Genomic DNA, 25,886 nt, shown 5'->3' with positions numbered 1-25,886 from the left:
CACTCCCATCACCCGCTCCCTTGATACATCCCTTCCACAACAACGACGCTCAACCCAAGCCATCGACCCAAGCCACGCCCCGGCAAACTACACCACCCCGCGCCCGAGAAAATCCAGACGCCGCACAAAAAACCACAGATTCGTCACCGCTCCAGCAAAGCGCTCTTGCATCGGTTTTCCTTAGTTGCCCGCTTAGTTCAGATCAGTAGCTGAACCGGTTCACCTTTCCGCCCTTTTCTTTACACGCGCCAAAGGGATCCAATAAATCCCTGCAGCCCTTTAACCATAAGGCCTGGAGCCATTTCCAAGCCCACCGCAGCGCCCGTAGTGGCCATAAAGCATCATTGCGGCCTGTATCAAATCTGAGAAAAACTTCGCGTCTGTAGGAACTTTCCCACACAATTAACTGCCTGAGCTGACACTGCTGGCTACTAGCTATCGGTGTTCGGCCACGTTTAACGCGCCTAATCTTCGCAGCGAGTTTTCGGGATGACGTTCATCCGGACTGCTTCTCGAGAAGGTGTGCCAGCCGGGCAACGCGTATCTCTTCACGCTGTCTCGTCGCATTCGCCGCATTGTTGAGAAAGGTTCAGGGACGATGTACCCATGACTCAAACGTTTGACGTAGAAGCACTCATAAAGCTGCGCAGCCAGACCCGGGCTATTTCCGACGTGCTCAAAGCACAGGCGTCCGATTACCTGGCCACGCTGGCGCTGTTGATTCGCCCTCAGAATCTGTTCGGTGAGTACCTGCAGGGTGCCCAGCGCAGTAGCGGCCGGGAGACGCAGCATCACTTCAAGGAACTCAAAGAGCTGTACGACAGGATTGGTTCGGCGTCTCCGTTCCAGTTGGTCAATGAGATGGAAGTGCCGCTGAACCTGATCAGCACCACGCCCGAGCTGTTTCCGCTGGAATACGACAAGGTCCTGGCCGACAGCGGTCAGACCATCCGCATCACCAGCCCGACCCGCTGGGTGATCGGCTTCAACTCCTTTGATCTGGCACGCTTTCGCAGCGTCATCAAAGACCCTAATCGCAGCAGCGCCGAGCTATATCGCTTCGTCGTGCACTACCTAGTGCTGTTTTACTGCGTGAGCAAATCACCGGGCCTGGGGCGTTTGTTTGACGGCCTGCGTTTTCCAGTGAGCTTTGAACGACTGAAAGATTTTGGCGACCTGCCGTTTTGCGTGATCAGCTCGCCGGTGCGCTCGACGCTGCCGGACGACTCGGTCATTCGCAGCAGCACGCAGATTGCCGGGAATGCCAGTTTTGAAGAACTGGTGGGCCAGGAGAGCATCATGGACATGAAAGATGAGATTCGTCAGCGCCTGCTGATGACGATCGAAGGACTGTAAAGCACTCGGCTCAACGTCGAGCCGACACGCAAAATGACTTGCAGCGAGTTGCTCGCACAGGAGAACACGATGGCGAAGAAGGAAAGTACCCAGCACAAACTCGACCGCGTTCGCGCCCCTCGGGTTCACATCACTTACGACGTCGACATCGGCGATGCTCAGGAAAAGAAAGAGCTGCCCTTTGTCGTCGGCGTGCTGGGCGATTTTTCCGGCAACCCCCTTGAGCCGCTCCCCAAGCTCAAGGATCGCAAATTCATCTTCATTGACCGCGACAACTTCAATGGCGTGCTCAAAGGCATCAAGCCGCGCCTGGCCTATCGCGTCGATAACACGCTGGCCAAGAACGGCACGCAGCTGGGCGTCGAGCTCAACTTCAACGCCCTCGAAGACTTCGAACCGCAGAACGTCGTCAAGCAAGTCGAGCCGCTGCGCAAGCTGCTGGAAGTGCGCAACAAGCTCGCCGACCTGCGCAACAAGATGGGCGGCAACGACAAGCTGGAAGAGCTGTTGATGGACGTGTTGCAGAACACCGAGAAGCTGAAAACGCTGGGCAAGGAATTCGGTCGTGAAGCCGCCGTTCCCGCCACCGACGCCAAAGAGTAAGCAGGAGCACGACCATGAACGACAAACAAACCGTGGCCCAGCAGGACACTGATCTGGTTGAAGTGGAAAACTTTGCCCCGCAGTCCTCGCTGCTCGACAGCATCATTTCCGAAAGCCGTGTCGCCCGCTCCGAGACCGAACGCACCCGCACCCGTGATCTGATCGGCGAGCTGGTGGGTCAGGTGCTCGAAGGCGAAATGACGCCGAGCAAAGACCTGATCGCCGTGCTCGATGCGCGCATCGCCGAGATCGATTCGATGCTCTCCGAGCAAATGAACGAGATCATGCACGCTCGCGAATTTCAGCAATTGGAAGCTTCCTGGCGTGGCCTGAAATACCAGGTCGACCAGACCGAGACCAGCACCACGCTGAAGATTCACCTGCTCAACGCCTCGAAGAAAGACCTGGTCCGCGACCTCAAGGCCTCCTCGGAATTCGACCAGAGCGCGCTGTTCAAGAAGATCTACGAAGAAGAGTACGGCACTTTCGGTGGCGCTCCGTTCGGCATGCTGCTGGGTGATTACGAGTTCAACCGTAACCCGGAAGACATGTACCTGCTCGAAGAGATCTCCCACGTCGCCGCCGCTGCCCACGCGCCGTTCATTTCGGCCGCGTCCCCCGAGCTGTTCGGCTGGGACTCGTTCACCGACATGTCCGGCCCGCGCGACCTGGCGAAGATCTTCGACACCGTCGAATACGCCAAGTGGAAATCCTTCCGTAACTCCGAAGACTCCCGCTACGTCGGCCTGACCCTGCCCCACGTGCTGGGTCGGCTGCCGTATGGCCCGGATACCACGCCGGTCGAAGAATTCAACTTCGTCGAAAGCGTCGATGGCCGCGACCACAACAAATACCTGTGGATGAACGCTGCCTACGCACTCGGCACCCGCGTGACTGACGCGTTCTCCCGCTACGGCTGGTGCGTGGCGATTCGTGGTGTTGAAGGCGGCGGTCTGGTGGAAGGTCTGCCGACCCACACGTTCAAGACCGATGACGGCGAAATCGCCCTCAAGTGCCCGACTGAAATCGCGATCACCGACCGCCGCGAGAAAGAACTCTCCGACCTCGGTTTCATCCCGCTGGTGCACTGCAAGGGCACCGACTACGCGGCGTTCTTCGGCACCCAGTCGACCCAGAAACAGAAGCAGTACAACACCGACATTGCCAACGCCAACGCCCGTCTTTCGGCGCAGTTGCAGTACATCTTCGCCACCTCGCGTATCGCTCACTACATGAAAGCGATCATGCGCGACAAGGTCGGCAGCTTTGCCTCGCGCAAAGACGTCGAGATGTTCCTCAACAAGTGGCTGTCCAGCTACGTGCTGCTCGACGACACCGCCAGCCAGGAAGCCAAGGCCAAGTTCCCGCTGCGTGAAGCCCGCGCCGAAGTCTTCGAAGTGCCGGGCAAGCCGGGCGTGTACAAAGCGGTGACGTACCTGCGTCCGCACTACCAACTGGATGAACTGACGGCGTCGCTGCGACTGGTCGCAGAACTGCCGCAATCCACACGCGGTTAACCGGTCCGGGTCTGCCAGGGAGGCAACATGAGTAGCCAACACAAGTTGTTGCCGTCACTGCTGGACCGGTTGCTGGACGACCGTCCGCACCAGTCCGTTGAAGCCTCGGCGCAACGCTTGTGTTCGCTGGCCGATTACAAGGCCAGCATCGTGCGTGACCTGGAGATCCTGGTGAACACCCGTCAGTCCCTGGTGGCTGGCGAGCTCGCCGGTTTCCCGCAACTGCCCGGCACGATCCTCGATTACGGCATGCCCGATTTCACCAGCAAAAGCGTGCTCGACCCCCAGGACCGTTACCTGATTCAGCAGCAGCTGGAGAAGGCGATTTCCGACGGCGACCGCCGCTTTCGCAGCGTCAAGGTACAACTGCTCGCACAACAAACCGGCCAACGCATGCTGACCTTTCGCGTGGACGCCGTACTGCGCCTGCAAGACATCTCCCGTCAGGTTTCATTTGACGCGGTGTTGCAGGTCAATACCCAGGAATACACAGTACAGAACCTCAACTGATGCTCGACGACCTGCTCCCCTATTACGAAAAGGAACTGTCGCACCTGCGCTTTCTGGGCCAGGAGTTCGCGAGCCAGTACCCGAAAATCGCCTCGCGGTTGCTCATCGAGGGCGATAACTGCGAGGACCCTCACACCGAGCGCTTGATCGAGGCGTTTTCGTTTCTCGCGGCACGGGTGCACAAGAAGCTCGATGACGAGTTTCCGGAAATTGTCGAGTCGTTCCTTGAGGTGCTGTACCCGCACTACCTGCGCCCTACCCCGTCGATGTCCATCGTCGAGTTCACGCTGGGCAAGAACGAGAAGGTCACCGAGGCCTATCGCGTTGCGCGTCACACCGAGATCCACGCCACGCCCATCGACAGCGTGGTGTGCAAGTTCCGTACGTGCTACCCGGTCGACCTGTGGCCGATCAGCGTGCAGCAGGCTTCGTTCGTCGAAATGGAACGCTCGGCGTTCAACGGCCACAGTGCTGATCTGGTGGCGCGTCTGCGCATCGGCCTGACGGCGACCTCCGACGTGCTGTTCGGGCAGATGGAGCTGGACTCGCTGCGCTTCTTCCTCGACGGCGAAAGCACACTGATGCTGCAGCTGTACGAATTGCTCTTCAACAACCTGGCCAAGGCCACGCTGACCTTCGAAGACGAAGGCCGTATGCGCGAAGTGGCCCTGCCGGCCAATGCGCTGAAGGCGGTCGGCTATGGTCTGGATGAGGGGCTGGTGGATTACTCGGAGCGTTCGTTCCTTGGCTACCGGCTGCTGCACGAATATTTCACCTTTCCGGACAAGTTCATGTTCTTCGACCTGTCCGGTTTCGGTCGCATTCTGGCGGGCAAGGCGCTGGGCAAAGTCGAGATCAATTTCTACTTCTCCGACTACGACCTGCACGACCGCCTGGCGCGCCTGACCCAGAACATCGGCCGCGCCAACTTCAAGCTCAACTGCACGCCGATCATCAACCTGTTCCGCCAGCAGGCCGAGCCAATCACCCTGACCCATGCTCGGCATGAATACGCCATCATTCCGGACGTGCGCATGCAAAACACGGCCGAGGTGGTGTCCATCGACAAGGTGCGCCGGGTCAAGAAAGTCGGCGGGCTGGAGCAGGTCACCAGCTGCCATCCGTTCTTCGAGCCGCGCGCCGATCAGGGGCCGGGCAACAGCTTCTGGATCGCCCGCCGACGCCCCTCCCAGAGCCGGCAACGGGACGGCACCGACATGTTCATTCGGGTGGTTGACCGGGACCTGGAGCTGATCAACTCGGCCAGCGATACCTTGAGTATCCGCCTGACCTGCAGCAACCGCGACCTGCCTTCACTGCTGCCCTTCGGCGGCGCGCGCGGGGACTTCAGTGTCCCGGCAGGCTCGGTCATTGACGACATCCGCTGCCTGCGCAAACCGACCGCATCGGTGCGCGTGCCACTGGGCAACGGGGTCATCTGGCGCCTGGTCTCGCACCTGTCGCTGAACCACATGTCGCTGGTGAGCAAAGGCCGCGACGTGCTGCTGGAATTGCTGTCGCTCTACAACTACCGCAACACCTCGGCGATCCGTAAGCAGATCAACGGCATTGTCTCGGTGAGCAGCGAGCCGGTGGTGGCGCGGATCGGCCACCCGCGTCCGAACTTCGTGCGCGGCGTGGGCATCACCCTCAAATTCGATGAAAGCCAATACACCGGCAGCGGCGTGTTTCTGTTCGGCATGGTGCTCGACCATTTCTTCGGCCAGTACTGCTCGATCAACAGCTTTACCCAATTAACCCTGCGCACCTTGCAGCGCGAAAAGAGAGTGGTCCAATGGCCCCCGCGAACCGGCGATCAACCCCTGGTCTGATCGACCAGGCACGGGCTGAGCCGCACCGATTCGAATTCTTTCAGTTGGTGCGTTTGCTCCGCCTGCACTACAGCAGGAACGGGCGAATGGACCTGCAGACGCGGCCCCATGAAGACCCGTTGCGCTTTCGCTCGCAGCTGTCGCTGAATTTTCCGGCGAGCGAAGTCAGCGACCTGAAGTTTGAGCGCGAGGGCAAGGTGTCTGCGGCCGGGCTGCCGCTGACCGAAGTGCAGGTGACGTTCATGGGTCTGGTCGGGCCGTCCGGCGTATTGCCGCGCCCGTACACCGAGCTGTTGCTGGAACGCCATATTCAGTACCGGGACGACGCCGCCCACGCGTTTCTCGACGTGTTCTCGCACCGCATGACCACGCTGTTCTACGAGGCCTGGCAGAAGTACAAGTTTTACATCGAGTACGAGCGCAACGGCACGTCGGACTTCGATCGCTACCTGCTTCATCTGGTGGGCCTAGGCCCGCAGGCGCAGAAGCAAAAGTTCGCCCCTGAAGGCTCGCCCCTGCGTCGTGAGCTGTTCAGCTATTTCTCGGGGATGTTCGCGCAGAAGCCGCGCAACGCGCTGAACCTGCAGGTGATGCTGAGCTTTTATTTCTCGCTGCCGTTCAAGGTCCGGCAATTCGCCGGGCGCTGGCTGAAGCTCGACGTCAGCCAATGCACGCAGCTGGGCCGCAAGAACGCCGCCCTCGGGCAGAGCGCCGTGGTCGGCAACCGGGTCTGGGATTACCAGTCCACCGTACGCCTCGACATCGGCCCGTTGGCGCTGGCCGATTACCAGCGTTTTCAGCCCGGCACCGAGGACTACCAGAAGCTGGTGGAGTTGGTGCGTTTTTACATCGGCGCGCACCTGGATTTCCAGATCGCGCCGACCCTCAAGCGCGAGGCGGTGCCGCTGGCGAAGATCGGCCGTCAGGGCAACGTCGCGCTGGGGTGGCTGGGCTGGTTGAAACGTCCGGGCGCCGATGTCGAGCCGGCCCGTTGTGCTCTTTTCCATATTCCTTTTGATGGGGTCTCACTGTGAACCTGAAGTCGCTGTTCGCCAAACTGAACGAAACCAGTCGCACAGCCACAGAAGGCGCTGCCGCCCTGTGCTTGTCAGAAAACCATTACGACGTTGAAGTCGAGCACTTGCTGCTGCAGTTGCTGGAAAACAACGACAACGACTTGCCAGCGATCCTTCGTCACTACGACGTGGTCCCCGAGCGCTTGCAGGCGCAGTTGGTCACCGCCCTCGGCACCTTCAAGAAAGGCAACACGCGCACGCCGGCTTTGTCGCCGCACATCACCCGGATGATCGAGCAGGCCTGGGTCCTGGCGTCCATCGAGTTTGGCCAGAGCCAGATCCGCACCGGTTACCTGATTCAGGCGTTGCTGGACGATGACGAGCTGCACCGCGTCGTTATTGCTTCCGCGCCGGAGCTGGAAAAAATCAACGCCGACGACCTGCGGGTCAACCTCGCCGCGCTGGTCGAAGGCAGCCCGGAGTCGGGCCTGGCCAGCCCGCTGGAGAGCCCGAAAGGCGCGAGCGGCCGCGCCGTTCAGGGCAACGGCAAAACGCCGGGGCTGGATCAATACACCATCAACCTGACCCAGAGCGCCCGCGACGGCCGCATCGATCCGGTGCTGGGCCGCGAGTTCGAAGTGCGGCAGATGGTCGACATTCTGACCCGTCGCCGGCAGAACAATCCGATCCTCACCGGTGAAGCCGGCGTCGGTAAAACCGCCGTGGTCGAAGGCCTGGCGTTGCGCATCGTCCAGGGCGACGTGCCATCGGTGCTCAAAGACGTGGCGATTCACACCCTCGATCTGGGCCTGTTGCAAGCAGGCGCCGGGGTCAAGGGCGAGTTCGAAAATCGCCTGAAGTCGGTTATCGAAGAAACCAAGCGCAGCCTGCACCCGATCATTCTGTTCATCGACGAAGCCCACACCCTGATCGGCTCCGGTGGCCAGGCCGGGCAGAACGATGCCGCGAACCTGCTGAAGCCGGCGCTGGCCCGGGGCGAGCTGCGCACTATCGCGGCGACCACTTGGGCTGAATACAAAAAGTACTTCGAGAAAGACGCCGCCCTCGCCCGCCGCTTCCAGGTGGTCAAGGTCGAGGAGCCGGACGAAGACAAAGCCATCTACATGCTCCGTGGCCTGCTCGGCAAAATGCAGGAGCACCACAAGGTCACGGTGATGGACGAAGCATTGGTGCAGGCCGTGCGCCTGTCCAACCGCTACATCACCGGGCGTCAGTTGCCGGACAAAGCCGTCAGCGTGCTCGACACCGCCTGTGCTCGCGTTGCCCTCGCGCAGTCGGCACAGCCCGGCCCGCTGGAAGACTGCAAGCGCCAGATCGACAACGTTCAGGCCGAGATCGCCGTGCTGGAGCAGGAAGCCGCCAAAGGCAGCGACCACTCACGCCGCCTGGCTGCGCTGAACGAGGAATTGCAGAGCGTTCAGAACACTCGGGAAACCCTGGAGCAGCAGTGGCAGCGTGAGCTGGATCTGGTGAAAAAACTCGCGGACCTGGGCAGCGTCGAGGCCCCCGATGTGAGCGAGATTTCCGCCGTCCGTGCCGAGCTGTCAGACGTTCAGGGCGAGCAGCCATTGGTCCACGCACTGGTCGACGGCGGCACCATCGGCGAGGTGATTTCCGGCTGGACCGGCATCCCGCTGGGCAAGATGCTGCGCAACGAAATCGACACCGTTCAGCGCCTGCCGGCACTGCTGGGGGAGCGCGTATTGGGTCAGGATCACGCCCTGGCGGAGATCGGCAAACGCATCAAGATCTCCCGCGCGCGCATGGAAGACCCGAACAAGCCCATCGGCGTGTTCCTGCTGCTGGGCCCGAGCGGCGTCGGCAAGACCGAAACCGCTCTGGCGCTGGCCGACACGCTGTACGGCGGTGAGCGTAACGTCATCACTATCAATATGTCCGAGTACCAGGAAGCCCACACCGTTTCCAGCCTCAAGGGTTCCCCTCCCGGTTATGTCGGTTACGGCGAAGGCGGCGTGCTGACCGAAGCGGTGCGGCGCAAACCCTACAGCGTGGTGTTGCTGGACGAAGTGGAAAAAGCCCACCCGGACGTGCTTGAGCTGTTCTTCCAAGTCTTCGACAAGGGCGTGCTGGATGACGGCGAAGGTCGCGAGATCAACTTCCGTAACACGGTGATCATCCTCACCTCCAACACCGGTACCGATCGCATCATGCAGCGCTGCCTGAACACCACCGAGCAGCCGACCCCGGACGAGATCGTCGAGGACCTGCGCGACGAGCTGAACCAGGTGTTCAAGCCCGCCTTCCTCGGGCGGCTGACCATCGTGCCGTACTACCCGGTCCAGGACGAGATTCTGGAGCGCATCGTTGCCCTGAAGCTGGAGCGTATTCGCAAGCGTTTCGAGCGCAATCATCAAGCCGTGCTCGGTTACGACGAGGCGCTGGTCAAGGCCATCGCGGCGCGCTGCACCGAGGTCGACAGCGGCGCACGCAACATCGACAACATTCTGTCCAAGACCCTCATGCCGGAACTGTCCCAGCACGTGCTGGAACGCATGGCCCAGGACAAACCGATTCAGAGCCTGCACATCGAACTGGGCAGCGACGGCGGTTTCGCCTACCGCCTGCTTTGATTGGGTTGGAAGGGAGTTGGCTGGATTGATCAAGCATTCATAGGTATGCAGTCATGAATATGCAGAACAGGGAACGTCTTTACGCCGGCGCTGGCTGGGCCACCCGCGTGACCCTTTTGACCGTCCTGATGGCGCTCACCGCCTGCGGCATCACCGACCGCGCCAGCAAGCGCGTCGATGACACCTGGGCCGGTGACATGCTGTTCGGCGACAAGGAAAAAGTCATTCTGACGGCCGACGGCGGCAACCAGCTCAACCCCGATGAAAGCGGCCGGCCGCTGTCGGTCGTGCTGCGGGTCTATCAGCTCACGGCGCTGGAGCGTTTTGCGTCCATCGACGCCGATTCGCTGTGGGACAACCCGCAGCAGGCCCTTGGCAACACGCTCATCGACAGCCAGGAAATCACCCTGCTGCCGGGCATGGGCCAGATCGACCAGTGGCCGCTGAACACGGCCACTGGTTATGTCGGCATCGCCGCGTTCTTCCGCTCCGACGAGAAGAGCCACTGGAAAGTCGCCTTCGATGCCAACTCCCTGCGCAAGGACGGCATCTGGTTTTCCTCGGACGGCCTGCGCGTGCTGGTCGACAACAACCACGTGCTGGCGGTGCGCGGCAATGACGTGCTGAACAAGCCGCAGACCGAAGCGCAGTTCGCCAAAAGCAATGTCATGCCCACGGCCGCGCCCGCCGCCAATGCAGGCAATCCGTCCCTGACTCAACAGGTGCAGGACGCGGCGGTGCAAAAGGCCCAGGACACGGCGGTCGACTCCGCTCAGAAAGGCGCGCAATCAAAATTCGATTCATTAGTGGAAGGCGTTCATGAGTAAGCAGAGCCGCGTGATGTGGTCCGAAGGCATGTTTCTTCTGCCACAGCACTTCCAGTACCAGGATGAATTCCACCAGCACCAGCTGAGCGAATCGACGCTGCGCGCCACGCCCTTTCATTGGGGCGTGCAGGCCATGCAGATCGACGAAGAAGCGCTGGCCAGCGGTTCGCTGCAATTCAAGCGGCTGAAGCTGGTGTTTCCGGACGGCAGCCTGTTCGATGCGCCGGGCCACGATCCGCTGCCGGCGGCGCGGGATTTGCGCGAGTTGCTCAAAGGCAATGACTTCAAGGTCTACGCCGCCCTGAAACTGCCTGAGCCGTTCGGCCTCAATTACGTTGAAGACGGCCAGGAGCAGAAAAGCGCGCGCCGATATCGCAAGCAGTTCGACACCCTGCCCGACCTCAACGAAGGCGATCTGGAAAACGAGATCACCAGCCTGCGCCTGAACGTGGTCATGCTGATCGACGGCGACACGCTGGACGGCTACAGCTATTGCCCGATCGCGCGGCTGTCGCGCAACAACATCGGCGGTTTCAGTCTCGACACCCACTTCGTGCATCCGACCTTGCACCTGGGCACCCACGAAACCCTGATCGGCCTGGGCAAGCGTCTGCTCGGCGCCCTGCACTCGAAGAGCAAGGCGCTCTCCGGCCGCCGCCGGGAACGTGCTGATCAGATCGCCGAGTTCGGTTCCAGCGACGTCACGCTGTTCTGGTTGCTCAACACGGTCAACCGCGCGTACCCGAATCTGGCGCACTTGCTGGCCCACCCGCGCCTGCACCCGGAGCGTCTGTACCTGTTCCTGGCAGAACTGGCCGGTGGTTTGCTGACCTTCTCGCTGGACGTCGAGCTCAACGACATCCCCGAGTACAACCATCACGACCCGGCGGCGTCGCTGGTCACGCTGGACCAGATGATCCGCACGCTGCTGGACAACGTGATCCCGAACCAGTGCATCGTCATCAACCTGACCCAGACCAAGCCCTCGTACTGGCAGGGTCAGCTGCACGACCCACGACTGGTCGATGCCGATTTCTATATTTCCGTGCACGCCGACATGCCCGGCTCCAGCCTGCTGGAACTGGTGCCACGGGCGGTCAAGGTCGGCTCCCCGGAAGACATCGAAGTGGTGGTCAACAGCGCCATGCCCGGCGCCACGCTCAACCATTCGACACGGCTGCCCAACGCCATTCCAGTGCGTCTGGACAACCACTACTTCTCGATCGAACCCCATGGCCGGGTCTACGAACGCATGATGAGCGCCCAGGCGATCTCGTTCTACGCACCCAGCGCTTTCACCAACCTCAAGCTTGAACTGATGGCAGTACTCAAATGAGCGAAGCCGTAATGCAAGGCGCCATGGCCGCCGACCAGCCAAAACCGACCCTCAAAGACCTGGTGCAGGACTTCATCAGCATGGCGCTGATCCTGCGTCGTGGCCGTCAAGTGACCTCGGTCCGCGCGTTCGAGGAGAGCGTCGACAGTTTCTTCGCCACCCTGGAGCGAGAAGCCCGCGCCTCCAATTACAGCGTCGAGCAGGTCAAGGACACGCAATACGCGTTGTGCGCGTTTCTCGACGAAAGCGTGCTGCGGGCCAAAATGCCCGAGGCGCCGGTCGTGGCAAACGCCGAGGCTTCGCCCACTTCAGCCCATGCTGCACTGGCGGCGCCGGCCGAGAAAGTCAACGAACTGCGCCGGCACATCGAAGTGTCGCCGCTGCAGTTCCGCCACTTTGGCGTGCACCTGGCCGGCGAAGGTTTCTTCGACAAGATCGAAACCCTGCGCGCCGACGTCAAGCGCAACCTCGACGTGCTAGAGGTGTATCACCTGTGCCTGGCCCTGGGGTTCGAAGGCAAATTCAGCGTCGGTGAAGGCAAGGATCAGCTGCGCTATCTGGCCAACACCCTCGGCCAGGACATCGCCCGTTATCGCAAGACGCCCAAAGCGCTGTCGCCGGACTGGGCACTGCCGGATCAGGTCTCGCAGATGCTGCGCCACGAGGTGCCGGTGTGGGTCTACCTGGCGCTCATCGCGCTGGTCTGTCTGGCGGTTTACCTGACGCTGGACTGGCTGCTGGGCAAGGACGTCGCCTTATTGTCCGAACACATCAGCCAATTGTTCAGTGCCTGAGCACTGCTCGGGTAAGCGAGTCAGGAAGACATGAAAACACTACTTCGCGCTCTAAAAAGTTTCTGGTTCATCCTCATCGCGCTGTGGCTGGCGAGTCTCGTTGCGTGCGTGGTCGTTGCGGCGCGCAGCCAATGGTCGCGGGAATACCTGCTTCAAGTCATGCTGGTGGTCAGCGCGTTCTACGTCTTCGTGGGCGTATTGCGCCAGCTGCGGCGCATGTCCGCGGAGCGCAATCTCGAGCGTCTGGTGCACCATGAAGTCGACCGCTCATTGCCGGCCGACGGCGATTTCCGCGACCAGCAGGTACTGCGCGACCGCCTCAAGCACGCGATCACCATGCTCCGCGCCGATCGCTCGGCAGGCGGCGGCGGTTCGTCGGCACTGTATGAGCTGCCGTGGTACCTGGTGATCGGTCAGTCAGCGGCCGGCAAGACGTCGCTGCTGACCCGCTCGGGGCTGTCGGCCACCACCGCCGGAGGCCAGAGCAGTGGCGAAAGCGGCACCCGCCACTGCGACTGGTACTTCAGCCCTGAAGCGGTGCTGATCGACACGGCCGGCCGTTACCTGAACGACGACCAGTCGGCGAGCGAATTCACCGCATTCCTGCAACTGCTGAAAAAGCAGCGCAAGAAAACCGCCATCAATGGTCTGGTGCTGGTGGTCAGCCTGCCTGAACTGCTGGCGGCAACGGCCCATGAACGTGCGGAAATGGCGATCCAGCTGGTCGCGCGGATCGAGGAATACAGCCGCAGCCTCGACACCCACCCGCCGATCTACCTGATGCTGAGCAAGACCGACCAGTTGCCGGGCTTTAATCAGGCTTTCGACGGCTTGGACCTGAACGAGCGTCAGCAACCGCTGGGCATGACGTTTGCGCTGTCGGAAATCCGCAGCCAGGGCTTGAAGACGGTCCTCGACGGCAAGCTGAAGAATCTGCACAACGGCGTGCAGCGTCACGTCGATGCGCAGATGATCAGGCTCGGTTCCGACGCCAACAGCGCGTTGCTCAACTTCCCCAATTACTTCGCCGATCTGTCGGGCGTGCTGGTGCCGTTCCTCGAACACTTCACCCAGCCGGCCAGCCACGGCAGCCCGTTGCTGCTGCGCGGCCTGTATTTCACCAGCGCGTTGCAGACCGCTCAGCAGCTGAGCCAGGTGTTCGACGACGATCTCGCCGAGGCCTTTGCCCTGCAGCCGGCACACGAAGGCGCCCATCTAGCGCAAGCGGGCGGCAGGAAGACCGGCGACCGCAGCTACTTCATCACCGACACCTTCCGCCGGGTGATCTTCCCCGATCGCGCGCTGACCTCGTACCAGTCCCGCGATGGCCGCGACACGTCAATGACCCCGGTGGTCCTCGCCGCTGCGGTCCTCGCCGGCCTGGGTTTCATCGGCTGGCAAGCGCTGTCGTTTCAGCACAACCGCGAATGGATCGCTGCCCTGCAAGACAAGCTGACCGAGCTGAGCGATGCCCCCGATCGTGCCCAGCGCATGGCGGCAGGCGAAGGCCTGGAGCTGCTGCGCAATGAGCTGGCGCTGATCGAAAAACACCGCGCCAAAGGCGTGCCGCTGCAACTGAGTGCCGGCCTGTACCGCGGTGACGAGATCTTTGCCGCCGCGCAAACGGCCTATCTCCAGCAACTGCGCAGCCAGGCCCTTGAGCCGGTGGCGCTGAAGCTGCAAATGCAGATGCGGGCGTTCAATGAGTTCACCAAATCCGTGGACCCTCAGAACGAACTCGCTGCCACGGCCAGCAAATCAGGTGGCAAGCCGGGCAGCAAAAACGATAAGGGCCAGAAGCTGGCCGATCGCGGCGTGCGCAGTTTTGCCGCCAACACCGGCAAACCCAGTTTGAGCAGCATTCCGCGCAGCGTCGGTGATGTCGGCAGTCGTCTGAAAGGCGCCGTGCGCAGCAACGTGACCAAGACCCGCGAGGCGGCGCTTGCCGATCTGCGCAATCCGGCCACGGCCAGTGACGCGGCAGAACTGTCGGCCACCACCGGCGGGCTGTCGTTGTCCGAAGAAATGCTTGGCCGCCTGGATGAGCAGCAAGTCGCCTCGATCATCGAGTCCTACAACTCGCTCAAGCTGTACCTGATGCTGACCCAACCGAGTGTCCACTCGGACCCGGAATTCGTCAGCGCCGCCTTGCCCGTCGCCTGGAGCAACACCGCTTCGGCAGAGAGCCCGGTCAGCGATGAGGTCATCGCCGACAACGTGCCGATGTACGTGCAGTTACTCAAGACCGGACAGGCCCCTGCCCTGCCCCGCAACGATCAACTGGTCGAAGAAACCCGCAAGAGCCTCAAGTCGTTCATGATTTCCAGCTCGCTGGTGGACCGTGAATACCTGCGCCTGCAATTGGAAGCCAGTCGCCAGTTCCCGGCCGTGGGCCTCAACGAGCTGGTGCCGCTGCCCGGCCGCCAGTTGCTTTACGGCAGCGAAGCGGTGCCGGCGATCTTCACCCGCCAGGGTTGGGACGGCTTCGTCAAACCCGAGCTGATCAAACTGATGTCGAGCAACCTGCGCAACGAGTCCGACTGGGTTCTGGACGGCGACGGCGGCGACAGCATCATTCAGAAAGCCAACTTCATGCGCGAGTTCATGGCCCGCTACAAGCGTGACTACGCGCAGTCCTGGTACACCTTGCTGAGCAGCGTTGGCGTGCGCCACTTCACCGACATGGCCAACGCCACGCAACAGCTGTCGTTGTTGAGCGACGTGCAGAACTCGCCGGTGAAAATCCTGCTGTCCGGGGTCAACGACAACACCCAGTGGGACGTACCCGCGCCCCAGGCCAATCAACAGGCCGGCACGCCGAAGCCCGATGATTTCTGGAGCAAGGTCACCGGACTGGTCAGCGGCCCGCAAGTGCCGACCGCTGCCATGCTCTCGCCGCTGCCGCCGGTGGACGACGGCAGCCTGGCCCAGCGCTTCGAGCCGGTGTCGCGGGTCTTCGCGACGCAGAACGCCGAAGGCGCCGACAGCACCATCATGGATCGTTACCTGGCGGCGCTGCGCAAACTGAAAGTGCGGATGAACAACATTCAGCGCTCCCAGGACGTCGGCAAGAGCAGCAAGCAACTGATCAGCGAAACCCTCGAAGGTCAGCCGAGCGAAGTCACCAACGTGCGCAACTACGTCGAGACAACGGTGGACACCAGCCGGGGCAGCCTGTCGGAATCGCTGCAGGGCCTGTTCAGCCTGCCGATCCAGTTCGCCTGGGAAACCCTGCGCGACCCGGCCGGCCAGCAGATCGCCAAGGCCTGGGCACAGCAGATCGCCAAGCCGTGGGAGCAAGTCATGGCGCACCGTTATCCGATCGCTGCCGGCAGCCGCAACGAAGCGTCGGTGAAAGACCTGCAGCGTTTCGTCGACCCCGAATCCGGCCTGCTGCCGAACTTCAAGCGCAACGAAATCGGTAACCTGTCCGGCGGTGAAGGCCTGGGCATGAGCAGCGGCGCCAAGGCCGCACCGTTGGTGAACCCGAACATGGTCACCAGCATCGACAAGGCCAGCTCCCTGGGCCAAGTCATCGCCAGCCTGTCGGACAAGGAAAACGGCTTCGAAATCATGCTGGAGCCGTCGGCGTTCTTCACCGACATCATCTTCACCCTCGACGGTCAGGTGCAGCATTACCGCAACGGCAAAACCAGCTGGAGCCGTTTCTCCTGGCCGGGCACCACCACCGCACCGGGCGCACGTCTTGACGTGGTGACGCTGACTGGCGAACGCATCACCGTGTTCGACTACCCCGGTCGCTGGGGCCTGTTGCGCATGAACGACAGCGCGCGGGTTGATGACCTCGACGGCATCCAGCAACGCTTCAGCTGGAACACCGCCAATGGTCAGGTCAGCCTCGCGGTGCGCAACTACGGCGGCGTCAAGCTGACCGACCTGGCCAACGTCAAATCCCTGAGCGCGCTGAACTCGCCGTCCAAGTTCGTGGCGGAAGGATCGGCCAAGTGATGAGGGTTGCGCGGGTGGTTGAACGCGGCCCTGAAGGCGGGGTTGAGGGCGGGCTGGTGAACGGTCGGGAGCGCCGTCGATGATCGGCTGCTTCGGCAAGCTGCCGTCGAGCGCGGACTTCGTCAGCCTGCACGGCGCCGCGGATGACGTGTGCGAATTCGACGGCTGGCTGCAGGCGTCGCTCGCGGCGATTCATTCGCAGGAAGACTGGCAGGCGCGATTCGATCGCCTGCCGGTGTGCTTCTTCTCGTACCGCGCGCGCTCGGGCAACTGGCTGCTGGGCGGTCTGGTCAGTTCGATGGACTCCAGCCAGCGGCGCTACCCGCTGTTCATCTTCCAGACTGTGAAGGCAGGCGATGGCGAGCCGCTGGTCAACCCGTTCACCTTGAGCGAGTTGTTCTGCGCGCAGATCAAACCGTTGCTGCACCTCGGTGCCCAGGGCGAGCAGGCGGCGGTGCTGTTCGAACGGATCAAGGCCCTGCGCCCGTTGCAGGGTCAGGACTTCGCGTTGTTCCGCCAAGTGCACGAGAAGTTCCTGCGCAACTTCAACCTGCGGGACATCGCCACGGCGCTGGAACAGGCCTACCCGGAGTTCGTCACCAACGCCGTACTGACCCGATTGAATGCATTGCGCCGCCCGCTGAACCACGCTCAAGCGCTGGGCATCAGCCTGCCGCTGCCCGCTGAACGCGGCTTGAAAAACCCGACGGCGGACCTCTGGATCGACTGGCTGACGCGGATGAAAACCGGCCGTGTGTCGCCCCAGGTCAGCGTGCTGGCCGACGACTTTATGCGGCCCAAACTGTTGTGCTTCCCGTCCCGCAGCAACACCGGCCTGTACACGGTGCTGGCCGACCCGACCGAGCGGCCTGAGCATTACGACGTACTGGCGGACTTCGCGGCATTCGACGAACACCACCGGCCGCCTGAGTTTCCTGACACCGATCGCCCCCTTTTTGACGTCATCGACCGTTGTGTCGACGCGCTGGATGTGAAGTCCGTATGAACAAGCTCAAGTATTACCTGCTGCGCTACCAACCCTACATTCTGGGGATCTGTTTCTTCCTGACGATCTTCATTGTCTGGGGGCTGGGCCGCGCGCTGGACTTCAGTTCCCTGGGCAGCCTGCTGACCGGCATCGCTGTCTTTCTGCTGCTCTCGATCGGCTACGTGCTGTATCTCTACAGGAGCAACTCGCGGCAGCACAACCTCGAAGGCGTGCTGCGCGACGACGCCGATCAAGCGGTGTTGAACGCAAGCCCGGCGGACCGTGAAGAGGTCAGTCTGCTACGCGAACGCCTGCTGCAAAGCATCGATCGCCTGCGCAGCAACACCCCCAACGGCACCCGTGCCAAGGACGCGCTGTACGCCCTGCCGTGGTATCTGGTGGTCGGTCAGCCCGCCGCCGGCAAGAGCACCATGCTTTATCAATCCGGCCTGAACTTCCCGTACGCCGAGCGTGAAGGCGTTCGGGTCGCCGGGCTGGGCGGCACGCGCAATTGCGACTGGTTCTTCAGTTCCGAAGCGGTGCTGCTGGACACCGCCGGGCGCTACATGACCGATCAGGAAGAAGCCGGCAAATGGCGCGGTTTCCTGCAGCTGCTGCGCCAGCACCGCCAGCGTCGTCCGCTCAACGGGCTGATCGTGACGGTGAGCATCCACGACATCCTCCAGGCCTCGCTGGAAGATCAGGAACGTCTGGCCAAGCGCCTGCGTGAACGCCTTCAGGAAACCTATTCGCTGCTGGAAGTGCGCCTGCCGATTTACCTGGTCTTTACCAAATGCGACCTGGTGCCGGGCTTCGCGCCGTTTTATCGCCAGCTCGACGAGGTGGCCCGTGGCGAAGTGATGGGCAAGACCTTCACCCACAAAGACTATGAAAAAACCGACTGGGCCCAGCGTTTCGGCGTGGCCATGGACGAGCTGGTCCACTACTGGAAGGAAGTCGCCAGCCAGCAACTGGTGTTGCAGGACATTCAGATCACCCGCCGGGATTCGGCGGTGTATCGGTTCCCTCTGGAACTCGCCGCGCTCAAGCCGCGGCTGCAACTGTTCGTCGATGCCCTGCTGCGCGCCAATCCGTACCAGCATGCCGAGCTGCTGCGCGGCTTCTACTTCACCAGCGCGCTGGATGCCGATGCGCCCGAGTTGGGCGGCCACACCCGTCAGGTCAGCGAGCGCTTCTCCCTGGAGGCCGAGCAGTCCGCTGCCAGCGGCCACGCCCAGCCGCAGCCGCTGTTCATCAACAGCCTGTTCCGCAAGGTGATCATCCCGGACCAGCATCTGGTCGCGCTGTACACCAGCAACGTCCGTGAACGCCGTCGCAAGGCCGCGTGGGTCGGCGGCGCCAGCCTGATTGCGCTGCTGCTGTGCGGCGCGTGGGGCTGGTCGTACTGGAACAACAAAAGCGAGATACAGACGCTGTCGTCTGAACTGACCGCCGCTGCGGCCCAGGACGATCGGACGCCGGCGCAGTACACCGACTGGCAAACCCTTGACCGTCTGCGTCTCCAGACCGCCGATTACTACGCCAGGCACCACGATCAGGGTGTGCCGCTGCGCCTGGGTCTGGGCCTTTATCAGGGCTATAACGTCGAGCCGCTGGTGCGCGCGCGTTACTTCAACCGGCTGGAAACGGTCATGCTCAAGCCGACCGCCGACAACCTCACCCGCTCGCTGTACCTGCTGACCACGATCAAGGTCTATCAGCGCAACGCCAAGGACCTGATGCCGGTAACTGGCGTTGACAGCGTCGAGCCGCGTGCCCTGCCCAACGACAACCGCGCGCAGTCGATCGCCGACTTTGGCAAGGCCACCCTGGAGACCTACGTTCAGCTCTCGCGCTCCCAGCGAGAGAAAGCCGACCCGGCCTTCCTCAAGGCGAAGATCCCGGACTACTGGTACCCGGCCATCGCCAAACAGACCGGCAAAACCATCGGCGCGACGGGCGCTGCGACGAACTCGGGCACGGACTACGAGCTCGCCAGCCGCCAGGTCAACTTCTACAGCGACCAGATCCACGAACCGGACGTGCCGAGGATTCTCGACAACGCCTTCCTGACGTCCAGTTCGCGCAACTACATCAACAGCCTGCTCTCGCAATCGCTGCGCTCCATCGAGACCATCACCCTGGAATCGGACACCCTGTTCGCCTTCGGCCGTGCCGATTTCCAGAGCCTGAAAACCGAGGGTCAGAGTCAGCTGAGCGCCATTGCCGGCAAGCTGCTGAGCACGCCGAACATCGGCAAGATCGTCATCGCCGGTCACGCCGACCAGCTCGGCGACCGACAGGGCAATCTGCAGGTGTCCAGGCAGCGGGCGCAAACCATCAAGACCTACCTGGTCGGCAAGGGCGTGCCCGCCGAGCTGGTGGAAGCCGTCGGCGAAGGCAGCGAGAAGCCGCTGGTCAAGTGCGACATGCAGCAGCCGCGTGCGCAGTTGATCCAGTGCCTGGAGCCGAACCGACGCGTAGAAATCGAGGTGCGTGCGCTCAACTGATTGCGCGCAGGCACCTGAAGAACCCGGCGCCCGGGCCTGTTGTATGAAGGCCCGGGCAGCGGCAACCGATCCTTTTGAATCTTCAAAGGGGTCAAATCAAGGGGCGTGATCCGGCCGCTGGACGGCTGGCCCCAACCTGCAAGAAAGGAGAATCAAGAAATGGCATTTGACGCATATATTCAGATCGACGGCATTCCAGGCGAAGTTCTGGATGACAAGCACAAGGACTGGATTGAAGTACTCGGCTACGAGTACGGCGCCACCCAAGCGACGTCGGCGACTGCCAGCTCTTCGGGCGGTGCGTCCTCCGAGCGCGTTGCACTGAGCGATTTCAGCATCCGCAAAGCGGTCGACAAGGCCTCTGCGAAGCTGTTCGAAGCGTGCTGCAAAGGCACTCACATCGCCAAGATCCAGCTGAACGTCAACCGTGCGGGCGGCGACAAGCTGACCTACCTGACCATCAACCTGGAAGAGGTTGTAGTGTCGTCGGTCAAGGCCGTTGCCGGTGGCAGTCAGGATGGCGAAGACAAAGCCGTCAGCGACCTCCCGATCGAAGAAATCAGCTTCAACTTCGCTCGCATCAAAACCACCTACACCCAACAAAGCCGTGCCGATGGCCAGGGTGGCGGTAACGTCACCGGCGGTTGGGACCGTACGGCCAACAAGGTTTTCGCTTGATCGAGTAGTCACAGCGGTCCGTTGCCTGGGGCAGCGGACCGTATTCAACACCGCGTCGGCTGGATCGACGCGGTGTTCTTTTTTCTTATCCCGAGTTGACCATGTCTGAATTTCTCAACGACCTTTCACTGACCGAACTGACAGCGCCGATCAATGGAGGAAGCGGCGAAGACCTGAGCTTTTCCACGCTGTTCGACAACGTCAAGGAAGCTCGTCGAGCGGACCCTGATTACTTGACCCAGGGTGACTGGCAGACCGATCTGAAATCCTCGGATTGGGACCTGACGATCACCCTGGCTGCACAAGGCCTTGCTCAGCAGAGCAAGGACCTGATGCTGGTCGCCTGGCTCAGTGAAGCCCTGGCGCACAAATACCACTTCGTCGGCATCACCTTCGGCCTGACCCTGGCCGAGCGGATTCTCGAACGCTTCTGGGATGACCTGTTCCCGGCGCTGGACGAAGGCCTGGAAGAGCGCGCCGCGCGCCTGGCCTGGCTGAAGACCACCCTGGCCGATGTTGTGGGGGGACTGCCGATCACCCAGGGCGATCAGTTCGGTCTGCTGCGCTACGACGAGTCCCGGCACATCGAGAACCTGGCGCTGCAAAACCCGCAGGCCATGCGCATCGCGCTGGACGAAGGCAAGATCAACGCGGAGATCTTTCAGCGTTCCGTGGTGCTGACCGACACCGAGCACTTCCTGCGCAAGGCCTCGGAAATCACCGACAGCCTGCAGGCCTGCCGGCAGTTGCAGGACACAGCCGATCGCCTGTTCGGCAGTGAAGCACCGAGCTTTGCCGGCCTGAGCGAGATCCTTTCCCGCGCCGCGCAACTGGCTGAAAAACTGCTCAAGGACCGCGGCGTGGAAATCAATCCCGCGCCTGCCCAACCGACCGCCGAGCCTGTCGCCGAACCGGCCGATCAACCCGCTGCGGGGCCTGCCATGACCATCACCGTGAAAGACACCGCGTCAGCGCCCTTGCGCACCACGCCGCTGACCCGCGACGAAGCCTTTACGATGCTCGCCGGCGTCGCCCAGTTCTTCAAACAGACCGAGCCGCAAAGCCCGGTGCCGTACCTGATCGAACGCGCGATCAAATGGGGCAACATGCCCCTGGAAGGCTGGCTCAGCGACGTCATCAAGGACAGCAACGTGGTCGACAGCGTCCGCGACGTGCTGGGCACGAAAGAGCCGAAGGGCTGACACAAAACCCTGACGGGCAACCGCGCCCTCCTCAAAACTGACTCCGCCGCAGTGGTTACAGGCAGACGCGGATCCTGAGAGAGCGAACAGCACTGTCAGCCCATCAATTCGGAAATCTCGATCAAGTTGAGATCGGGATCACGCACGTAAACCGACCGAATCGGCCCTGTCGCGCCGGTGCGCTGAACCGGCCCTTCGACGATGGGCCACGCCTCGGCCTGCAACTGCGCAATCACCGCGTCGAGGCCCTGGCTGGCGATGAAGCACAGGTCCAGCGCGCCGGGCACCGGCAGGTGGGCCTTGGGTTCGAACTCGTGACCGCGCTCGTGAACGTTGATCTTCTGGTTGCCAAAGCGGAACGCCAGGCGGCCGCTGCCGAAGGTTTCCAGCTGCATGCCCATGACGCGAACGTAGAAATCCTTGCAGGCCTCCACGTCGACAGTGGTCAGAACCAGATGGTCGAGGTGATCAATCATTGCGTGCGCTCCGTGGGCTAATGAGGTCGACCGTCAGGCAGTCCTGGGGCACGGACCTCAGTGGTCGTTCTTGTCCAGCGTTCTCAGCTTCTGCGGCAATGCCCACAGTAACAGGCCCGCCGCGATCAGGCTGCTGACGCCGATGACGTAGAGCGCAGGCGTCGTCGTGCCGGTGAGGTCCTTGATCCCGCCGACCATCACCGGGCTGACGATGCCGCCGAACTGCCCCAGGGTGTTGATCAGCGCAATGCCGCCCGCCGCGCCGGCACCTGCGCCCGCCAACAGCTTGGGCGGCAGGGTCCAGAAGGCCGGAATGGCGGCGACAATCCCGCCGCCGAGCATGGCCAGGGAGACGATCAACAGGCTGGTGTGCTGGGCAAAGAAACCGGCGCTAAAGAAGCCGATGGCCCCAAGCACCATCAGCCCGCAGACGAATTTGCGGCGTTCACCGCTGGCGTCCGACAGGCGTCCGACCACGATCATGCTGATGGCGCCGAAGATGTACGGGATGGCCGTGAGCAGCCCGATGATCACCGGGCTTTCGACGCCCGCGCTGCGAATCAGCTGCGGCGCCCAGAAGTTCAGGCCATAGGACGCCACCTGAATCAGGAAATAAATCAGCCCGAGCATGAGGAAGCCCGGCATTTTCAGCGCGGTCAGCAGCGAGCCGCCATGCTTGTTCGGCTCATGCCGGGCGATGCGGCTCGACAGATACGTTTTCTCGGCGTCGGTCAGCCAGTGCGCGTCCGCGACACGGTCCTTGAGCAGCTTCAGCACCGCAAACCCCAGGGCAATACACGGCAGCCCGCCGAGCAGGAACAGCCAGTGCCAGCCGCGCAACTGCATCACGCCGTCCATATGACCGAGCACCAGCCCCGAGACCGGTGCGCCCAGCAGCCCCGCGAACGCCGAGGCCAGGAACAGAATTGACGTGATGCGGCCCCGGTAGGTCTGCGGGAACCACAGCGTCAGGTAAAACAGCACCCCCGGTGCGAAACCCGCTTCCATGGCGCCGATGATGAAACGCAGCACATAGAACTGCCATTCGGCGGTGACGAAGACCATCAGCGCCGTGGCGATGCCCCACGACATCATGATGCGGGCAATCCAGCGCCGCGCCCCGACCTTGTAAAGCATGATGTTGCTCGGCACTTCGAACAGCACGTAGCCGATCACGAACAGGCTCGCACCCAGCCCGTACGCGGTGTCGCTCAGGCTCAAATCGGTTTGCAACTGGAACTTGGCGAAGCTGATGTTGATGCGATCAAAAAACGCGAACAGGTAGCAGACCATGATCAACGGCATCAGGCGCCACGCGACTTTGCGGATCAATGCCTTTTCGGCGCTCACAACCTCGGCGAGGCTGCTGTTCGGGGTCAGAACAGAGACGGTCATTGCGATACTCCAGATCGACTCTCTGAGAGAGCCCTATTGTTTTTGTTGTCTGGACGCGCACGCAGCGGAGCGTGCGCGTTTGTCGGGGAAACCGGTACGGGTGGCGCGCTAACCGGGCAGGTTTTCCGGCGCCGGGTGCAGATCACGGTTGCGTCCGGCCTTGGCGACCTGCCCCGGCATTTCATGGCCCAGCAGGGCCGGTAAACGGCGGGACAGCGTGAGCAGATGTGGCAAATCGATGCCCGTCTCGATGCCCATTTCATCGCACAGATTCACCAGGTCCTCGGTGCAGATATTGCCCGAGGCGCCCGGTGCAAACGGGCAGCCACCGAGCCCGCCCAGCGATGCATCAAACCGCCGCGCCCCCGCTTCGTAAGCCGCCAGCACATTGCTCAGCCCCAGCCCGCGAGTGTTGTGAAAATGCAGCGTGAGCGCCGATGCCGGGACACGGCTCAGCACCCGCTGCACCAGCGCAAACACCTGACGGGGGTTGGCCATGCCGGTGGTGTCGGCCAGGGAGATGCCGTGCATGCCCAACGCCAGATAGGCGTCGACAATTTCCAGCACCCGGTCTTCATCAATACGGCCCTCGAACGGGCAACCGAACGTGGTGGCGATGGAGCCGTTCAGGCTCAGGCCAGTGCCCGACGCCAGCGAGACCACGTCGGCAAAGGCCGCCAGGGACTGTTCGCAGCCCATGCGCATGTTCGCCCGGTTGTGGGTCTGGCTGGCGGACATCACCAGATTCAGCTCATCGGCACCTGCGTCGAGGGCCCGCTGGGCACCGCGCAGGTTGGGAATCAAGGCGACGTAGGTCACGCCGGGCTGGCGCCGGATGCCACGGAACACCTCATCCCCGTCACGCAAGGCAGGAATGGCTTTGGGGGAAACAAAGGAACCGGCTTCGATGCGGCTGAAACCGGCGAGAGAAAGTTGGTCGATCAAGGCGATCTTGTCAGCGGTGTCCACCCACGTCCGCTCGATCTGTAAACCGTCGCGCGGCGACACTTCCTGCACGATCAGGCGCTGGGAGAAGTCGGTGATCATTGCACCACCCCGCTGTGCTTGAGTTGGGCAATGTCGGCGGCGCTGATGCCCAGCTCGCCGAGCACGCTGTCGGTGTGCTGCCCGAGCGCAGGGCCTTGCCAGTTCACCGAGCCTGGGGTTTCCGAGAGTTTCGGCACGATGCCTGGCATCTTCACCGTGGCCCCGCCCGGCAAATCGGCGTCGAGAATCATCCCGCGCGCCTGGTAATGCGGGTCGGCGACGATGTCCGCGACGTTATAGATCCGTCCCGCCGGCACCTCCGCCTGCTCCAGCGCCTTGAGCACCGCGTCAATGGGCAAGGCCGACGACCACGCGCTGATCGCCCCATCGAGCCTGTCGCTCTGGGCGGCGCGGCCGTCGTTGTGGGCGAACTCGGGGGCCTCGGCCAGATCGGCGCGGCCAATGGTCTGCATCAGGCGTTTGAAGATCGGATCGCTGTTGCCGGCGATGACCACGTAGGCGCCGTCGGCGGTCGGGTAGGTGTTGGACGGTGCAATGCCCGGCAGCGCGCCGCCACTGCGTTCACGGACGTGGCCGAGCATGTCGTATTCCGGCACCAGGCTTTCCATGACGTTGAACACGCTTTCGGCCAGGGACACATCGACCACCTGGCCGTCGCCCTGGCCGGTCTTGACCCGCAACAGCGACATCAGCGCGCCCATCACCGCGTGCATCGAGGCCAGCGAATCGCCCAAACTGACCCCGACCCGCGCCGGCGGCGACCCGGGGGTGCCGGTGGTGTAGCGGATGCCGCCCATGGCTTCGCCGATGGCGCCGAAGCCGGGGCGATCGCGGTAGGGCCCGGACTGACCGTAGCCGGAAATGCGCACGAGGGTGAGTTTGGGGTTCAACGCGTGGAGCACGTCCCAGCCCAGCCCCAGTTTTTCCAGCGCGCCGGGCCGCAGGTTTTCGATCAACACGTCCGCGCTTTCAGCCAGCCGCTTGACGATGTCGATGCCTTCGGGCGATTTGAGGTTCAGCGAAAGGGATTTCTTGTTGCGCGACTGCAGGTACCACCACAGCGAAGTGCCTTCGTGCAGCTTTCGCCATTTACGAAGCGGATCGCCCTGCCCCATGGATTCGATTTTGATCACTTCGGCACCGAACTCGCCCAGCAGGCGGGCGGCGAAGGGAGCAGCGATCAGCGTGCCGATTTCAATGACGCGCACGCCTTGAAGGGGGCCTGTCATAGCGGTTACCTCGAGTCTTTCTTGGAAT

At 62.3% G+C, this 25,886-nt stretch carries 19 protein-coding genes; 15 read left to right on the top strand and 4 right to left on the bottom strand.

The annotated features are described in order from the left end of the window. The first annotated feature begins 606 nt into the window (after positions 1-606). From SLW75_RS01870 to tssA, 15 genes are all read left to right on the top strand, one after another. Positions 607-1,356, top strand: a complete 750-nt coding sequence (locus SLW75_RS01870) for a hypothetical protein (RefSeq protein WP_410933361.1) — start codon at positions 607-609, stop codon at positions 1,354-1,356. A 69-nt stretch (positions 1,357-1,425) separates the two neighbouring features. Next, a complete protein-coding gene (gene tssB, locus SLW75_RS01865) occupies positions 1,426-1,959 on the top strand; it encodes a type VI secretion system contractile sheath small subunit (RefSeq protein ID WP_062387737.1) in 534 nt (177 codons plus the stop codon). A 14-nt stretch (positions 1,960-1,973) separates the two neighbouring features. Next, positions 1,974-3,476, top strand: coding sequence for a type VI secretion system contractile sheath large subunit (tssC, locus tag SLW75_RS01860; RefSeq protein WP_065988946.1), 1,503 nt, complete (start codon positions 1,974-1,976; stop codon positions 3,474-3,476). A gap of 27 nt (positions 3,477-3,503) precedes the next feature. Further along, positions 3,504-3,986, top strand: a complete 483-nt coding sequence (gene tssE, locus SLW75_RS01855) for a type VI secretion system baseplate subunit TssE (protein WP_065988945.1) — start codon at positions 3,504-3,506, stop codon at positions 3,984-3,986. Continuing rightward, a complete protein-coding gene (gene tssF / locus SLW75_RS01850) occupies positions 3,986-5,818 on the top strand; it encodes a type VI secretion system baseplate subunit TssF (protein WP_410933360.1) in 1,833 nt (610 codons plus the stop codon). The genes tssE and tssF overlap by 1 nt, the downstream gene beginning before the upstream one ends. Continuing rightward, on the top strand, positions 5,782-6,852 hold the full coding sequence (tssG, locus tag SLW75_RS01845; protein ID WP_192130388.1) for a type VI secretion system baseplate subunit TssG: 1,071 nt from the start codon (positions 5,782-5,784) through the stop codon (positions 6,850-6,852). Before tssF ends, tssG begins: the two co-directional genes overlap by 37 nt. Beyond that, positions 6,849-9,446 (top strand): type VI secretion system ATPase TssH, encoded by a 2,598-nt coding sequence (tssH, locus tag SLW75_RS01840; RefSeq protein ID WP_410933359.1) that lies wholly within the window; start codon positions 6,849-6,851, stop codon positions 9,444-9,446. Before tssG ends, tssH begins: the two co-directional genes overlap by 4 nt. A gap of 53 nt (positions 9,447-9,499) precedes the next feature. Then, positions 9,500-10,273: a type VI secretion system lipoprotein TssJ gene (tssJ, locus tag SLW75_RS01835; protein WP_410933358.1), complete on the top strand. Its 774-nt coding sequence runs from the start codon at positions 9,500-9,502 to the stop codon at positions 10,271-10,273. Further along, positions 10,266-11,609 (top strand): type VI secretion system baseplate subunit TssK, encoded by a 1,344-nt coding sequence (tssK, locus tag SLW75_RS01830; protein WP_065988940.1) that lies wholly within the window; start codon positions 10,266-10,268, stop codon positions 11,607-11,609. Before tssJ ends, tssK begins: the two co-directional genes overlap by 8 nt. Next, positions 11,606-12,403 carry a type IVB secretion system protein IcmH/DotU gene (gene icmH / locus SLW75_RS01825; RefSeq protein WP_065988939.1) on the top strand — a complete coding sequence of 266 codons (798 nt, stop codon included), beginning with the start codon at positions 11,606-11,608 and terminating at the stop codon, positions 12,401-12,403. The genes tssK and icmH overlap by 4 nt, the downstream gene beginning before the upstream one ends. A 30-nt stretch (positions 12,404-12,433) precedes the next feature. Further along, positions 12,434-16,372: a type VI secretion protein IcmF/TssM N-terminal domain-containing protein gene (locus tag SLW75_RS01820; RefSeq protein ID WP_410933357.1), complete on the top strand. Its 3,939-nt coding sequence runs from the start codon at positions 12,434-12,436 to the stop codon at positions 16,370-16,372. 79 nt (positions 16,373-16,451) lie between these two features. Further along, positions 16,452-17,378 (top strand): type VI secretion system-associated protein TagF, encoded by a 927-nt coding sequence (tagF, locus tag SLW75_RS01815; protein ID WP_410933356.1) that lies wholly within the window; start codon positions 16,452-16,454, stop codon positions 17,376-17,378. Further along, the gene (gene tssM / locus SLW75_RS01810; RefSeq protein ID WP_410933355.1) at positions 17,375-19,870 is read left to right on the top strand and encodes a type VI secretion system membrane subunit TssM; all 2,496 of its coding nucleotides are present in this window, start codon (positions 17,375-17,377) and stop codon (positions 19,868-19,870) included. Before tagF ends, tssM begins: the two co-directional genes overlap by 4 nt. Before the next feature lie 159 nt (positions 19,871-20,029). Beyond that, a complete protein-coding gene (locus tag SLW75_RS01805) occupies positions 20,030-20,548 on the top strand; it encodes an Hcp family type VI secretion system effector (protein WP_065988935.1) in 519 nt (172 codons plus the stop codon). A 101-nt stretch (positions 20,549-20,649) separates the two neighbouring features. Beyond that, the gene (tssA, locus tag SLW75_RS01800; protein WP_410933354.1) at positions 20,650-21,750 is read left to right on the top strand and encodes a type VI secretion system protein TssA; all 1,101 of its coding nucleotides are present in this window, start codon (positions 20,650-20,652) and stop codon (positions 21,748-21,750) included. A 95-nt stretch (positions 21,751-21,845) separates the two neighbouring features. Here tssA and SLW75_RS01795 read toward each other — a convergent pair whose 3' ends face one another. From SLW75_RS01795 to SLW75_RS01780, 4 genes are all read right to left on the bottom strand, one after another. Beyond that, entirely contained in the window at positions 21,846-22,226 is a 381-nt protein-coding gene (locus SLW75_RS01795) for a VOC family protein (protein ID WP_410928953.1), read from the bottom strand. A 57-nt stretch (positions 22,227-22,283) separates the two neighbouring features. Beyond that, positions 22,284-23,621: an MFS transporter gene (locus SLW75_RS01790; RefSeq protein WP_296306487.1), complete on the bottom strand. Its 1,338-nt coding sequence runs from the start codon at positions 23,619-23,621 to the stop codon at positions 22,284-22,286. A gap of 108 nt (positions 23,622-23,729) precedes the next feature. Next, positions 23,730-24,668: a hydroxymethylglutaryl-CoA lyase gene (locus SLW75_RS01785; RefSeq protein WP_410933353.1), complete on the bottom strand. Its 939-nt coding sequence runs from the start codon at positions 24,666-24,668 to the stop codon at positions 23,730-23,732. Then, positions 24,665-25,858 carry a CaiB/BaiF CoA transferase family protein gene (locus tag SLW75_RS01780; protein WP_065988930.1) on the bottom strand — a complete coding sequence of 398 codons (1,194 nt, stop codon included), beginning with the start codon at positions 25,856-25,858 and terminating at the stop codon, positions 24,665-24,667. The genes SLW75_RS01785 and SLW75_RS01780 overlap by 4 nt, the downstream gene beginning before the upstream one ends. Positions 25,859-25,886 lie beyond the last annotated feature (28 nt).

The organism is Pseudomonas sp. W5-01 (assembly GCF_046540435.1).
Lineage (GTDB): Bacteria > Pseudomonadota > Gammaproteobacteria > Pseudomonadales > Pseudomonadaceae > Aquipseudomonas > Aquipseudomonas graminis_B.
The sequence above is the reverse complement of the archived record's forward strand: the minus strand, read 5'-3'. Positions and strand labels throughout refer to the sequence as shown.

Coding starts and splice junctions, on each gene's coding strand:
- SLW75_RS01870 (WP_410933361.1), top strand. CDS start 607: ATGACTCAAACGTTTGACGTAGAAGCACTCATAAAGCTGCGCAGCCAG.
- tssB (WP_062387737.1), top strand. CDS start 1,426: ATGGCGAAGAAGGAAAGTACCCAGCACAAACTCGACCGCGTTCGCGCC.
- tssC (WP_065988946.1), top strand. CDS start 1,974: ATGAACGACAAACAAACCGTGGCCCAGCAGGACACTGATCTGGTTGAA.
- tssE (WP_065988945.1), top strand. CDS start 3,504: ATGAGTAGCCAACACAAGTTGTTGCCGTCACTGCTGGACCGGTTGCTG.
- tssF (WP_410933360.1), top strand. CDS start 3,986: ATGCTCGACGACCTGCTCCCCTATTACGAAAAGGAACTGTCGCACCTG.
- tssG (WP_192130388.1), top strand. CDS start 5,782: ATGGCCCCCGCGAACCGGCGATCAACCCCTGGTCTGATCGACCAGGCA.
- tssJ (WP_410933358.1), top strand. CDS start 9,500: ATGAATATGCAGAACAGGGAACGTCTTTACGCCGGCGCTGGCTGGGCC.
- tssK (WP_065988940.1), top strand. CDS start 10,266: ATGAGTAAGCAGAGCCGCGTGATGTGGTCCGAAGGCATGTTTCTTCTG.
- icmH (WP_065988939.1), top strand. CDS start 11,606: ATGAGCGAAGCCGTAATGCAAGGCGCCATGGCCGCCGACCAGCCAAAA.
- SLW75_RS01820 (WP_410933357.1), top strand. CDS start 12,434: ATGAAAACACTACTTCGCGCTCTAAAAAGTTTCTGGTTCATCCTCATC.
- tagF (WP_410933356.1), top strand. CDS start 16,452: ATGATCGGCTGCTTCGGCAAGCTGCCGTCGAGCGCGGACTTCGTCAGC.
- tssM (WP_410933355.1), top strand. CDS start 17,375: ATGAACAAGCTCAAGTATTACCTGCTGCGCTACCAACCCTACATTCTG.
- SLW75_RS01805 (WP_065988935.1), top strand. CDS start 20,030: ATGGCATTTGACGCATATATTCAGATCGACGGCATTCCAGGCGAAGTT.
- tssA (WP_410933354.1), top strand. CDS start 20,650: ATGTCTGAATTTCTCAACGACCTTTCACTGACCGAACTGACAGCGCCG.
- SLW75_RS01795 (WP_410928953.1), bottom strand. CDS start 22,226: ATGATTGATCACCTCGACCATCTGGTTCTGACCACTGTCGACGTGGAG.
- SLW75_RS01790 (WP_296306487.1), bottom strand. CDS start 23,621: ATGACCGTCTCTGTTCTGACCCCGAACAGCAGCCTCGCCGAGGTTGTG.
- SLW75_RS01785 (WP_410933353.1), bottom strand. CDS start 24,668: ATGATCACCGACTTCTCCCAGCGCCTGATCGTGCAGGAAGTGTCGCCG.
- SLW75_RS01780 (WP_065988930.1), bottom strand. CDS start 25,858: ATGACAGGCCCCCTTCAAGGCGTGCGCGTCATTGAAATCGGCACGCTG.